Below are 12,761 nucleotides of genomic sequence, written 5' to 3' on the forward strand. Positions count from 1 at the left end.
ACAATTGTCGCATGCCTGTTGCCCTCTCTCCTAATATGGTTGCTAACGATAACTCTTCCAAGAACAATTTTTGCGAGGCTCAAGATTGGGCAGGCCGTAAAGTTCTATTGGTCTTTCCCACTGCCTTTATCAGTCCTCTCCGTACTATTATCCTTGATTAGGATATAGTGTATGGTGACAAATTATGAGGCTTGGAAGAATGTTGCGTGTGGCTTTGGGCGCCCTTCTCCAAAAACCAGTAACCGTTAGATATCTAACCAAGCATGGTGAGAAGGTGCCTATACCCGACCGGTATAGGGGGAAGATAATCTACGACAAAGACGCTTGCATAGGATGCCTTTTATGCATCCGAACATGCCCCAGCGGAGTTATAACCGCTACAGAAGATAAAAAAGTCAGATTCGACATCTCAAGATGCATATTTTGCGGGCAATGTGAGGAGACATGCCCCAAAAAAGCCATCAGCTTAGGCTCAGAATTCGAGTTGCTGTCTCGCGAAAAGGAGGAACTGATCATCAAGTAAGCCTTATTAGAGATGAGAACGTATCCTAACCATGTTTTAATTGATGATGTGATCTGTCGATGCAGTCACATGAGCTGGTCGTCTTACTGCTTAGAGACGTGCTCTTTAAACATCCAGAGTTCACCTCGCTAGAGGACTATCTGGCTAGGAGATGCGGTTTCCAAAAGATCGAGGAAAAAGAACGAAAGATATCTGAACTGAAGGAGCTCTTTCCATATAGGCATGAAAAAATAGTAATAGAAGAAGAAGGCGGAGCATCTGTAGTCCTAGGAGAGGTAGAAAAGAAAGTTTCCTCCCTAAAAATATATGAAGGAACATTCCTGGAAAGCGATATAGAAGTTTACATGCTCGGTGAAACCACACGTAAAGAAGTTATTGTCGGAGTAGGAGAGAAAGAGAAGTACACCGTCCATATGGCCGAGTATCGCATGATAAAGATCATCAGCAGAAGCGGCTACGCGATTCAACAGTTGCTCGAGCAACTGTTAGTGGATATTGGGATCGAAATAAAATCTAAGGAATGGGTATTCCAAAGGCTCTCAGAGAGCTAAACAACCCTAATCATGTCCAGTAGGAGGTTTGGCTGGAGACCTAGGGCAAAACCGGCTGACGCAATCGTTATTGTAGGAAGCCACATACTCGGATAAACCTCGTTTACTTTTCTGGTTCTCCTCTTTTCCTTTCCCATGAATATTTGCTGAAATGATCTGACAAGAAATATGAAGGTGATCATGGAGAACGCCATGATAACGGTCACTGTTAGAATTGAGGCGACGATGCCCCCAAATTCGAACATGTAGCCGTAGACTATGGATAAAAAGAACCATTTGGCAAAAAAACCACTTAAGGGTGGAATACCTGCAAGTGAGAGTGCAGATACAATGTAACTGAACGCGGTTTTGCCCATCCTGTAAAGCAATCCTCCCAGCTTTTCCACATCTGCTGTTCCAGTCCTAAAGTACACGGAACCTAGGCTAAGGATTAACCCCGTCTTCATTAGGGCGCCGTTGACAAGATAGAATTGGCCGGCGATGAAACTCGATGGAGAATCCATCAGCCCTAAAATAAATAGGGTATTCCCAAACTCTTCTATGCTACAATATGCAAGCATTCTGTAAAAATTCTTCTGGGAATAAGCCATCAAAGCCCCGAAAACGATTGAAGTCAACCCTAAACCCACCATCAAGACAATAATAATTTTTGAAGGGAAGACCATGTAGAAAGGAGCGACCAAATTGTATAGTGCGAGAATCAAAGCGATGGGCTCAGAGCAGAAGAAACCATTAATGATTATGGTGGATCCTGGAAATGCGTCTGGCAGCCATCCGTGAAAAGGCACAATCCCAATATCTGCGCCGAGGCCGATTATGAAGCAGCCGACAGCCAACATTAGTAAATGCGAATTTTCATTCAAGACTCCACGAATATGTGCGTCACTTACAATAATAGCCAAGTTCGAGTTGCCAGTGAGAAGGTATATTATGAGTGTTCCAAGTAATACGAAGATAGCGCTGATCGCGGTGACTATAAGATATTTGAACGCCGCCTCACTTGCCAGCCTGCTCCGATTATGGGCGACTAATATCACAGAGACGGCGACTGTCAGTTCCACGAAGAGATATATGCCGAATAAGTCATAGGATAACAGCAATCCCAGCATACAGCAAAGAAAAAGTAGCAGAAAAAAGTTGTACAAATGTGGCTTTAGTCGGCCTCCCATCTCAGCATTAAAGTTGTAGATTGAGGTCAAAAAGAATATCAAGACCACGCCGACTAAGCCGGCTAAATTTTTTGAGTTTGCAGAGAGAGATAGCAAGGGAAGATCCAAGTTTTCCCCTATAATGACATATGGGATCATTAGGAGAACGACAAGGAAGGTCAAACCGACGCTGAAAATCAGTGTGACCTTACCTATTTTAACTAGAATTGGCTCAAGGAACCAAAAGGGGTGCAGAAGCAGATGAAGAATTCCTGCCGAAAGAGGAATCATTATCGAGAGGAGAGGAAGAAGGGAGTACACTATTTGGCCAGCCTCCAATCGCTGACATTCATGGATCTATAATCCTTGTATGCCTCTATTATTATGAAGACACCGACCATATTCACGAAAACCATTAGGACAAGCATGAAGGGGATCAATACTATGGGGCTTTCCGCGAACATTGGATATAATGAGTTTTCAGCCATGTTCAAGCCGATTAGGATCTTAAGGGGATCCCTACGCATTACCATAATGAGGATTGAGAAAGAGAACATGAGAGCAACAAATGGGAAATGACTCATATGCTCTGGGACATATGAAGAGGCTATTATGAACAGGATGACATTTAAGACTGATGTGATGACCAATGCTGCGGCCGCCCTTCTCCTACCGCCGAGCTGTTCATCGCTGACATTCTCAGTCTTCTTCATGCCCCAATAAATTATCATAGGGGATATTGCAGCCGCCGAAAACCACTCAGCGAAAGTTGCAAAGAAATCGATCAATGCCTCTAATTCTAGTCCGACTAGCAGATTTACGAGACATGATGTGAGTTTAACAAGACCTATGACAGCAGCATGGGCGGACATTAGATGGATCAACTGCTGTGTCGATTTTACAAGATTTCCCCAGAAAGTTAAGGCCGTTGAGATGATCAAGGTTAAAAGTACAATTGGATCCATTTTACCCACCTAGAAGGGCGAATAAAATTACGAGTACGGCGCCAGCCATGAATGATGCGACAGCCCCAAAATAGCTCTGCTGGATGTCCCAGCGTAGAATTCTTTGGCATAGATCATAGAGGCTATTGGACAATAAGTTATAGAACTTATCAATGTTTAACGATCTGTTGGCAGCGTCGATTTTTAATACGTAAGTTAATGCATGATAGAAATGTGAACCGCCAGGGTTGTCAAGCATTTTCAAATCCTCCCCACAGAGAAATGGCTTGAATGTTTCCTCACTCGGCGAACCTCTATAAGCCGCTGCCGCCTTAGCTGAGCGCAGCACCAAAACTAGGAGAACGGAGGAGAGGCAAACCATTGTTACGCCTAGCACGCTGGGGTCCCAAAAACCAATAGAAGTCTGAATAATCCATCCATGAGGAAGATCGAGTGTTAATCCGATATCTCTAACTGCAGGCGCCACAAGAAAGTTTAGTGGAATTGAAGGAACAACCCCAAAGATTATTAAGATGGTGGATAAGAAGATCATTGGCGTCAACATCGCCGCTGACGGATCTTTTATTTCAAACTTGAAATTTAACTCTCTATTCCTCTGCATGAATAGGGGGTTAAGCAGTCTCATAGCCATTGCAGCGTTTAGGACGCATCCGAGAAATGCGATAGCTGTGTAGAATGTTGCCTGAGCATTGATGGTTGCGTGAAAAAACAAGAACTTTCCCACGAATTCGCTTAAAAACGGGGCAGTTGACATTGTTAATGCGCCGATCACACAGCAGACCGCAGTTTTTGGCATAAAATGATATAAACCAGTCACATCATTAATGTCGTATCTTCCAGTGGAATAGGTCACAGCGCCAATGCAGAAGAAGAGTAGGCTGAAGCAGAAGGCATGGGATATTAAAAGGTATAGACCCGCTGACATTCCGTAGGAGGTCGTTAAACCCGTCGCCATTATTATGCAGCCGACCTCTGAAATGGTGCCATACGCGAGTATTCTTTTCATATTTGTCTCTGTTAGGCCATTAATCGCACCTATAAGGAGTGTGACTGCGCCGATTATGGAGAGTATGTGGCACCATAGGTTCACGTTACCAAGAATTGGCAGGGACAAAACATAGGATGAGATTAGATGCTTGCGGAAAACATCAAGGAAGAAGCGAATTATAATGTAGACCCCGGCTAAGACGCCGCATTCATGAAAAACGATAATATTTGGGGTCGGCGCTACAGTAGCGTCTGGAAGCCATGTGTGGAGAGGAAATAGGGCTGCCTTAGGCAACGCGGCAAACAGGAGAAGCGGAAAAATAATGTTGATTATAGGATCGTTGCTATTAATGAATCGACCTATCTGGTGGATCTCCAAATTTCCAATGTGGGAATTTATGATTACGGCCGCAATTAGTAACGTTAGACTACCCCCGTGGGTCATAACGAAGAATTTTATTGCAGCCCACAGAGAGGACTTGTCTTCGTTCCTGAAAGAAATTAACACATAGGAGAAGACGCTCATCATCTCCCAAAATATTATTAATTGCAGAAGGTTACTCGAGAATAACGTCCCAAGAACGGCGCAATTGAATAATAGAATGAAGGAATAGGATCTGTTGAATGCCCAGCCGATGTTATAGGCTCTGTTGTAAGGAGAAAGATAAGAAATGTTGTAGACAAGAGCTAAAAGCGTGAGCATTGAGGAAATGAATGCCAGTACCAATGCCAAATAATCTATGTAGAATCCAATGGTTAAGATTCCTGTCGGTGTGAGGATGGTGAAAAGATTTTTTTGCATAGGTTGTTGACAAAAAATGATCAGACATGAAATGATGAAAAGCGTAATATAAGCGGCTAAGATGCAAATGAGTTTTGCAAGTGTTGCTCCGCCCCTACGCCATTTAGCGATCAAATGTGATACTACTGCGGATGCAAACGGCAGAATGACGGCCGCAAGTATCGGTTCCAAATAGCCCATTCATGATCCCTCTGATGCGACACAAGCATACCGTTGATGAGATGTCATCCGCCTCAACCCTTATATCTTGTATGTGTCTACCGAACGGGTAGCCTTTTCATGCCAGACGTCCTCTACCTCTCTTCTCCTTAACCCTAGTCTTCCCTTTCCTGAGAGGATGGATGCTCTTAGGCCAACCCTCTGGCAGAATCAAAGGCCCCAAATTCGGGTGACCCTCAAACTTGATCCCGTATAAGTCGTGGGCCTCCCTCTCATAGAGGAGCGCTGCGAAAAAAATGTCGGAGATAGATGGGACACAGTCATCATTTAAAGGCAAATCGACTTTGGCTGTCAATATGATCCCTTTCTTAGTGAGATGATAAAGAAGCTCAAACCCTCCCTCATCCTGCAACGCTGTGATCCCCGCTAAATGAGAAAAGCCTTCATCCATCAAGTATCTGATAAATTTTTTGAGGTGCTCTTTGTCTAGGCGCACGAAGATCCGCTCTTCTCGTGGAACCGAGATCTCTTTAATCTGCGATGGAATCATCGCTTGCAGCTTATTTACTAGATCAGTTTTCATCATGGCAAGTCTTCTCTAATAGGCTTCTAAATGCATAATTTAAGAGTTTTCCGTTTTCTTTGAATAATCCTTAAAAAATTAAGTTAACAGTCTATAGTAGCGGAGGCTAATGATATGATTGATGGCTATGAAGGCCGTGGTCAACTCCGATGGCAAAGCGTGAAGACAGCACTCTACATAATCCTATTAGGCATTTTGCTATCGGTCCTGAACCTCGTGTTCGGCTGGACGTCTAAGGAGAGTATGCCAGCTTTCCTTCAGCCCTTCAGCAACGTAATAATCTTTGTTAACCCCTTTCTGCCATATGTTCAGGCAGTTCTAATTCTAGCAATAGGATACCTTGCCGTTAATACCGTAAGTGGGATGGTATACACATACATGCGAAGGTTTACAGATCATCCTACTGCCGCAACGATTAGGACGATAACAAGGATCTCGGGATTCGCCGTTTTACTCTCAACGATGGCCTCTGTATTCAATCTTAACACTGCAGCAGCCCTAACGATAGGGTCATTCGGGGGTCTCGTAGTTGGCTTTGCAACCCAAACCATTCTAACTCATGTTGTGGCTGGAATTTTTCTTCTCATCTCTAGGCCCTACACATTTGGAGATGTCATCACAGTTGCAGGTCAAACGGGTATTGTGAAGGAAGTTAAGATTATGCATCTTGTACTTGAATCGCTTGATGGAGCAACTGAGATACTTATCCCGACAGGCACCGTCGTGACTCAGATAATTCAGAAAAAGAAGCCGCCAAGCAACCCAAGCCAATCGAGACCGTATTAGAGATGGAGAAACCGCCGAAGAAAATTAGGTCAGGCTCATCTATCACGTTTACTGGCAGACTAATAGAGTATGAAAGCAGGAGGCCCTTGCAAAATGCTACTGCCCGCTTGATCGTGAAGGATGAGGGTCGAGATGATTTGATAGATTCGTCTATCGCAGATAATGTGGGGAGGTTCTTTGCGGTCTGGATGGCGAGGAGAATGGATTTTCATGGTAATATTGCAGAGGTTTACGCCAAGTTTGAAGAAAACGACGATTATCAGCCATCGAAAAGTAAGGAATACACTTACACTATTGAAATAGAGGAAACAGAATAGTTTATGCGTATAGGACTTTCGGGAGGAAGAAACTTGAAGAATCGACCTGCATGCTTTAAGTGCGGGGCATATGTCACATCATTCACCTATATGGATTATCCATTAGGCCCCAGCCTGTTGATGATGGTCTTCTGTAAAGAATGTGGAGCAGTGCAGGGTATGGTGCTGAAAGAAAAATAGATTGTTATGTGAGCCTGCAGTAATGAAACTGGTTGAGGCTAGGTTACTATCTCCTCAAGCTTACCCTCCGCTGCTGCATACTTTATTTCCAACATTGGAAGATCCATCGGTGTCTCGATTTCTCTAAGACCGAACCTTCTAAGCAGTCCGGAATATTTCAGGGTGAGCCTACGCATCTCTGGAGATGTTGGCCCGACGCATGGACATCCTGGGATCCTCAGACTTACGTCAAAGACGTAGAATTCTAGTCTCCTGCCTTCGGCGTCTTCAGGATCGTAAGCGACAGCGCCTTGAAGGGCGAATAAGCCAATTATGCCTGGGGGATACTCAAGCTCGCAGATCCTTCTGAATTTCTCTGCCGCCTGATAGACCATTGGCTTCTGCGATTCCCTCATCGTCAGTCCATAATGTCCTATCTCTTCGTTCCTTATTGGCACATCTATTGTTAGCTGGTTCTTTGCAGGTAGTGCGAGTATGCCATGGAGGTTAGTCTGCTTCCTATCGTCGAACCCTACGAAGTCAAAATTGTCGAAAACATCTCTTAAAGCCCAGCCCTGGAAGTTTGCGTTAAACTTCTGTCCCAAAACATATTCTTCGACTCTCGCCTTTCTTAAGCCCTCCTCGTCTATTACGTCTTTCCTGATAAGTTCCTCAGCCTTCATATAATACTCTTCTGGGGAAGATGCGTAGAAGAAGGCTCTCTCAAGAGGCTTCCTCTTCTGCTGGACTTTAACGATTGCAAGCCGATCAATCTCTTCCGGTTTGCTGAACTTTTTGGGTATTCTTATTCCAGCCTTTTCCAGCAACCAATACTGGTTCCTCACCTCGTTCCTTTCCTCAGCCCTAAGTAACATCCTATTTCCATAGATCGGTATTCGAAAATTGTTTTCAATATTATCGTATCCTACATAAACCGAGAACGATCTATTCGGAATGAATATTGTGTTCAATTCTCTCATCCGATTTTGGATGTCCTCTCGTAACATATCTGAAAATTTCTTGACCAAGATGATATGATCAAAAAGATGCCTATTGTATTTGGCGTAGAGAGATTCCCTGCCTTCTTGGCAGATCACAACTACTGGGAAGCCTGCGGACTTTGCAGAGATGCCTACTTCCTCTGCAGAGTGCGAGCCTAATACTCCAATACATATCTTTTCAGGATTATACTCCGAAACAATTTTCTGTGCTTCACTTCTTGTTAGGGGCAAATGCTCACCTCAAGTATTATCCTTCAAATTTTTTAGCCAAGGATCTCTTTAAGCCTATCCTGCTCTATGGCCTCTTTAATCTCCATAGCTATTCTCCTGCCAGTAGTCATGTTCATACCATGCTTCAAATTGGCATAGGGTGAACCATCCATGAAGACATTTGTCCCAGCAACTATCCTGGCTGAGATCTCGAAAACGTAGAAGCTCAGATCCGGCGTTACAACTGTCTCAAGACAGAATGGACCGAATAATCCTGGACTGCATATCTCTCTAGAGGTTTCGACAACTTTCTGACCCAGTCTGAAGACTTCTGGTAGGAGAGATTCCCGGAGCACGAGAGGCAGGTTTCCGACTATTGTATATGTGATATCCAAATCGGTCTGTAGGGATGGGGGCAACCGTGATAATGCGTCGACATTAGACTCATACCGCCTGTCAAAACCCATAAGCTCAAGCTCATCTCTGACAACAGAATAGAAATAATGGATGTAGACTGGTACGCCGACCACGTACTCCTGTATTATTAAATCTTCAGTTAACCCGGCCTTTTTATGAAATTCCTTCCCATCCCTAACGAGAAAGTAGCCTTGCCCTCCCTTAGCGCCCTGAAACTTAACGATACAGAGCCTGTCAATTTCGCTTGGGTCCTTGAAGATTTTAGGAACCTTGACACCAGCCCTCTCTAGCCAAATCCTCTGCTTATTTCTATCACTTTCCCACGCCAGAATTTTTCTGTTCCCATAATATGGGACTCTAATGTTTTCGATAATGGTCTGATCTATGTAAGCGACGAGTGACGCGTGAGGAATAAGAATCGAATTCTCAGAGAGAAGTTCATCTTCCACGCTTGGGAATTCGCGGTAAGAGGAGATTTCAATGATCCTATCAGCGACGCTGAAGTGCCTATAAATGAAGCTATGATCCTTTATGCTTACTGCAACCGTCCTGAACCCCTCATCCTTGGCGCCCTTGAGTATCTGGAGTGCTGAATGGCTTCCAAGAGTGGCTATCGAATACTTTTTGTGCTGCAAGGCATCAGCTCCCTCACAAAAAAATAATAATGACCTTTAAAAAGGATTACTGCATCACATCTTTTTATCTTGAATCTGCAGTGTAAGGCATGGAACACTAGATTTCTAGATTTATGCGACCGAGATATTTTTAGATGATTCTCTTGACTATGTCTGCTACCGTTCTTCCAAGCGCAAGATGGGCCTCCCTATCAAGGTGCACACCGTCAACCTCACTAGTCTGGATGATGGTGGAAGTATTGAAGAACTCGCATCCCCGCTCTTTTGCAATCCTCTCAATATACTTTGATAGTTTGCGTGATTTTTCTATACCGTCGCCAAATGTTTCTTCAAACTGGTCAACTTCTGTAAGTCCCTTTTTCAGTTCTGAAGGTCTCCTTAGTGGGGGTGGAGCTAGAACCAAGATTTTAGGAGCCCTCCCGCCTCTGCCACAGTTACTTCCCTCGACAATGTCTATGAGAACACCTATTCCAGCGGCGATGTCAAACGCTGAGAGGCTAAAGCGTTTTTTCAGGTCGTTTGTACCTAGCATGATAATTACGAGGTCAATGGGTCTATGCGATCTTAGGCAAGGCAGAAGGTATGTTTTGCCATTTCTCCCGTTTTCGATCGGATCATCACAGATTGCAGTCCTTCCAGGCAGCCCCTCCTCAATCACGTAGTAGTCGGATCCCAGAATTTTCTGGAGAACACCAGGCCATCTTTCATCTCTCTCTAGTCTGGTGCCCGTAGAAGGGTCATGCCCCCATGTGTTAGAGTCCCCATAGCAAAGAATTACTTTCGTTCTACGAGCCTCCATGCCACATTTTGAATGAGCAGATAACCATATTCCACGATATAACGCTTATGTCGCCAATCTTATTATATGGGCGAAAGCCTATATGATACGCTTTCCAAGAAATAGTTAAGTGAATTATGCATGGTCTCAACAATAAGATTAAGGGAGAGACCTGAACTTTTTGATCCTGTCTTGATAGAAGGGCTTCCCGGCATAGGGTTGGTCGCAAATCTTGCTGTCGGATATCTAATAAGAAGGTTTGATGCCAGGCTCTTCGGTGAAGTTATAATAGATTCCTTTCCTGACATTGTTGTCGTTGGAGAGGGCGGGTCATTGAAGTCTCCATTTTGCCGCCTATATTATTGCAAACGTGAGGCTGATATGGGTTATCGCGATCTTATACTTGTTTATGGCAACACACAAGCTTTGACCAGAAGAGGGCAATATGAACTCTGCGGCGTTATGCTGGACGTAGCGGAAGAAGTTGGCTGCAAATACGTTATAACACTTGGTGGCTTCCGTCCAGGTCGACCGGTCAGGGCTCCTAACCTGTATTTTACAGCCTCAAATCTTGAGATGGTGAAGTGGGCTGAAAGCGTTGGCGCCGAAATTTTAAAGGGGCGGGTCTTCGGTGTAGCTGGCCTACTTATTGGTTTGGCTGGTTTACGTAAGATTAATGGTCTCTGCCTGCTGGCTGAAACTCCTGGAACCCATCCGGATAAGGAGGCAGCGATATCCATCCTTAAAGCATTATCAACCCTTCTTCATCTAAATCTGACCACTCAAGATTTGAAAGATGTCGGTGACATCGCAGATTTTCTTTCACCTTTTGATTTCGGGGTGTTAGACCGAAAGAAAGGAGATTTGGAGGAGAAACCAGGCTGGTTCATCTAACGCTGAAACAAAATTTCTATTCTCTTGTCATATGACTAAAAAAGTTTAGTAATGTGTGGTAACTTTCTGGTTAGATGCCCTGCGTCTCACGAACAAACTGCTCGTAGACATTCTGGACTTTTTCTGCTGCGGGACCTGACCCCTCTATAACACCGTTTTGCGTCACTTTTATTCTGTCCATAACCCAGATGAAGCCTTCTTTCTCATAGAGTTTCACCATTCGCGGAAAGACTCTCTCTAACCTCTCCGCTAACCCCTTAAGATCGAAAACTTTCTCGACTGACAATATCTGAGCAACTGTGGCTCCACTGATAATCACTCTTGGTATAATCGCACCCTCTGGATTTTTTGCGTCTGCCAACACCAAACTCAAATTCTCTGGGTTTATGCCTACTAGTACTCCGGTAAACGTCTTGTTATCCAGTGTGATAACGGTTACTGTCTTATCGATCAACGAGGTGACTTCACTCGTAAATCTCCTCTCTACAACTGACATATTAACAGACCTTCCGATTAATTGTTGCGGGGATCTCGCTTATTACCTTTCTGATCGCAACTGGGTACGTGCTGTAGACTTCTTTGTTCGATTCGCTCTCTCAGAAAGATGATTACATTTGAGGGGGCATCTTTGCTGACTATCGTGTTAGGCCCTATCCAGCTGTTGCAGCCAACCTTGACTCCTGGCATAAGAAGGGCTCCGACACCGGTCTTGACATTGTCTCCTAAGACTGCACCGAGTTTTTTCCTGCCTGAATCAATCAATTCATCTTTGATAGTCATTTTTACGGTTCTCAAGTCGAAGCGTAGGTTCGCGGTAATAGTTCCTGCACCCAAATTACAGTTCTCGCCAATTATGCTGTCGCCAACATAGGAAAGGTGACCGATGTGAGAAAAATCCATTATAACGCTGTTTTTGATTTCGCATGCGTTTCCAATCCTGACACCTCGACCGATGCTTGTGTAGGGTCTGATGTAGCAGTTTGGGCCGATATCGCTATTGGCTCCTATGTAGACAGGTCCTTCAATATATGCGCCTGATCTAACCCTTGCCCCATCGTCTATGTAGACTGGTCCCTTAATGTGGGCGCCATTCTCAATCAACCCAAAAGATTTCGGCTCGATTTTTCTGAGGAGACGATAATTTGCCTCTAATATGTCCCATGGTTTGCCTATGTCAAGCCAATCTTCGGGTGATATTCTTGCGGCAACCACATTTCTCCCACTTTTTATCAGGCGTTGGATTGAGTCGGTTATCTCAAGTTCACCTCTTGGCGATGGTTCAGTCTCTGCAATTGCATCGAAGATGTCCTTGGAAAAGATGTATATTCCCGCATTTATTGGGTTGCCGACCGCATGCTCACGAGGTGGCTTCTCAACGATTTCGATCACAGACTCGCCTATTGTTCTGATTATGCCGTAGTGCTCAGGATGCTCGACCATAAGCGTCGTAAGCGTTGCAGCTGGCTTACTTCTTGCATGTGTGTTTATGGCCGATTTGATTGCGTTAGTTGTCAGTAGGAGATCTCCGTAGACTGCGAGGAAGTCGCCGTCTACGTAGGTTTCGGCAACCCTGAAGGCGTCTGCCGTGCCTTTAATCGCCTCTTGGTAAGCGTATTCTATCCTAATCCCGAGTTTCGACCCATCCCCAAAATATTCTTTGATCATTTCTGCTTTGTAATGAACGACAATTAATACGTCATTGATTCCAGCTTCTCTTATAGAGAGGAGAAGATGCTCTAAAAGGGGCCTCCCCATTACTGGGATAAGGTGCTTCGGGCGTGTAAGAGTGAGTGGACGAAGTCTTTGCCCCTCACCAGCGGCTAATACTACGGCTTTCATGCATTTA

15 protein-coding genes are annotated in these 12,761 nt (G+C 44.5%); 6 read left to right on the top strand and 9 right to left on the bottom strand.

Annotated elements, in window-relative coordinates:
* Positions 1 to 184 precede the first annotated feature (184 nt).
* Positions 185 to 523: a 4Fe-4S binding protein gene (locus NZ952_00435; protein MCS7119667.1), complete on the top strand. Its 339-nt coding sequence runs from the start codon at positions 185 to 187 to the stop codon at positions 521 to 523.
* A 59-nt stretch (positions 524 to 582) separates the two neighbouring features.
* The gene (locus tag NZ952_00440) at positions 583 to 1,074 is read left to right on the top strand and encodes a hypothetical protein (protein MCS7119668.1); all 492 of its coding nucleotides are present in this window, start codon (positions 583 to 585) and stop codon (positions 1,072 to 1,074) included.
* Here the strand turns inward: NZ952_00440 and NZ952_00445 are convergent.
* The 4 genes from NZ952_00445 to NZ952_00460 form a co-directional block, all read right to left on the bottom strand.
* Complete coding sequence (locus NZ952_00445) at positions 1,071 to 2,561, bottom strand: complex I subunit 5 family protein (protein MCS7119669.1); 1,491 nt, start codon at positions 2,559 to 2,561, stop codon at positions 1,071 to 1,073. The genes NZ952_00440 and NZ952_00445 overlap by 4 nt on opposite strands.
* Entirely contained in the window at positions 2,543 to 3,187 is a 645-nt protein-coding gene (locus NZ952_00450; protein ID MCS7119670.1) for a hypothetical protein, read from the bottom strand. Before NZ952_00450 ends, NZ952_00445 begins: the two co-directional genes overlap by 19 nt.
* A 1-nt stretch (position 3,188) precedes the next feature.
* Positions 3,189 to 5,156 carry a hypothetical protein gene (locus tag NZ952_00455; GenBank protein MCS7119671.1) on the bottom strand — a complete coding sequence of 656 codons (1,968 nt, stop codon included), beginning with the start codon at positions 5,154 to 5,156 and terminating at the stop codon, positions 3,189 to 3,191.
* A 97-nt stretch (positions 5,157 to 5,253) separates the two neighbouring features.
* Positions 5,254 to 5,721: an NADH-quinone oxidoreductase subunit C gene (locus NZ952_00460; protein MCS7119672.1), complete on the bottom strand. Its 468-nt coding sequence runs from the start codon at positions 5,719 to 5,721 to the stop codon at positions 5,254 to 5,256.
* A 111-nt stretch (positions 5,722 to 5,832) separates the two neighbouring features.
* Here NZ952_00460 and NZ952_00465 point away from each other — a divergent pair, with 111 nt between their 5' ends.
* Genes NZ952_00465 through NZ952_00475 form a run of 3 tightly spaced genes read left to right on the top strand, consistent with a single transcriptional unit; the run spans position 5,833 to position 7,001 of the window.
* Positions 5,833 to 6,504, top strand: coding sequence for a mechanosensitive ion channel family protein (locus NZ952_00465; protein ID MCS7119673.1), 672 nt, complete (start codon positions 5,833 to 5,835; stop codon positions 6,502 to 6,504).
* A gap of 2 nt (positions 6,505 to 6,506) precedes the next feature.
* A complete protein-coding gene (locus NZ952_00470; GenBank protein ID MCS7119674.1) occupies positions 6,507 to 6,821 on the top strand; it encodes a hypothetical protein in 315 nt (104 codons plus the stop codon).
* A gap of 33 nt (positions 6,822 to 6,854) precedes the next feature.
* Positions 6,855 to 7,001: a hypothetical protein gene (locus tag NZ952_00475; GenBank protein ID MCS7119675.1), complete on the top strand. Its 147-nt coding sequence runs from the start codon at positions 6,855 to 6,857 to the stop codon at positions 6,999 to 7,001.
* Positions 7,002 to 7,039: 38 nt separating this feature from the next.
* On the opposite strand, the gene NZ952_00480 is transcribed toward NZ952_00475, so the two are convergent.
* From NZ952_00480 to NZ952_00490, 3 genes are all read right to left on the bottom strand, one after another.
* Complete coding sequence (locus NZ952_00480; protein ID MCS7119676.1) at positions 7,040 to 8,212, bottom strand: DUF1297 domain-containing protein; 1,173 nt, start codon at positions 8,210 to 8,212, stop codon at positions 7,040 to 7,042.
* Positions 8,213 to 8,244: 32 nt separating this feature from the next.
* Entirely contained in the window at positions 8,245 to 9,243 is a 999-nt protein-coding gene (locus tag NZ952_00485; protein MCS7119677.1) for a formate--phosphoribosylaminoimidazolecarboxamide ligase, read from the bottom strand.
* A gap of 130 nt (positions 9,244 to 9,373) precedes the next feature.
* A complete protein-coding gene (locus NZ952_00490; protein ID MCS7119678.1) occupies positions 9,374 to 10,042 on the bottom strand; it encodes an SGNH/GDSL hydrolase family protein in 669 nt (222 codons plus the stop codon).
* Positions 10,043 to 10,162: 120 nt separating this feature from the next.
* On the opposite strand from NZ952_00490, the gene NZ952_00495 reads away from it, so the two are divergent.
* A complete protein-coding gene (locus NZ952_00495; GenBank protein MCS7119679.1) occupies positions 10,163 to 10,915 on the top strand; it encodes a PAC2 family protein in 753 nt (250 codons plus the stop codon).
* Positions 10,916 to 10,985: 70 nt separating this feature from the next.
* Here the strand turns inward: NZ952_00495 and NZ952_00500 are convergent, their stop codons facing one another.
* Positions 10,986 to 11,411 (bottom strand): Lsm family RNA-binding protein, encoded by a 426-nt coding sequence (locus NZ952_00500; protein ID MCS7119680.1) that lies wholly within the window; start codon positions 11,409 to 11,411, stop codon positions 10,986 to 10,988.
* Between the two features lie 17 nt (positions 11,412 to 11,428).
* A complete protein-coding gene (locus NZ952_00505) occupies positions 11,429 to 12,754 on the bottom strand; it encodes a sugar phosphate nucleotidyltransferase (protein ID MCS7119681.1) in 1,326 nt (441 codons plus the stop codon).
* Between the last annotated feature and the right edge of the window lie 7 nt (positions 12,755 to 12,761).

Source organism: Candidatus Bathyarchaeota archaeon, from assembly GCA_025059045.1.
Classification (GTDB): Archaea; Thermoproteota; Bathyarchaeia; order Bathyarchaeales; family DTEX01; genus JANXEA01.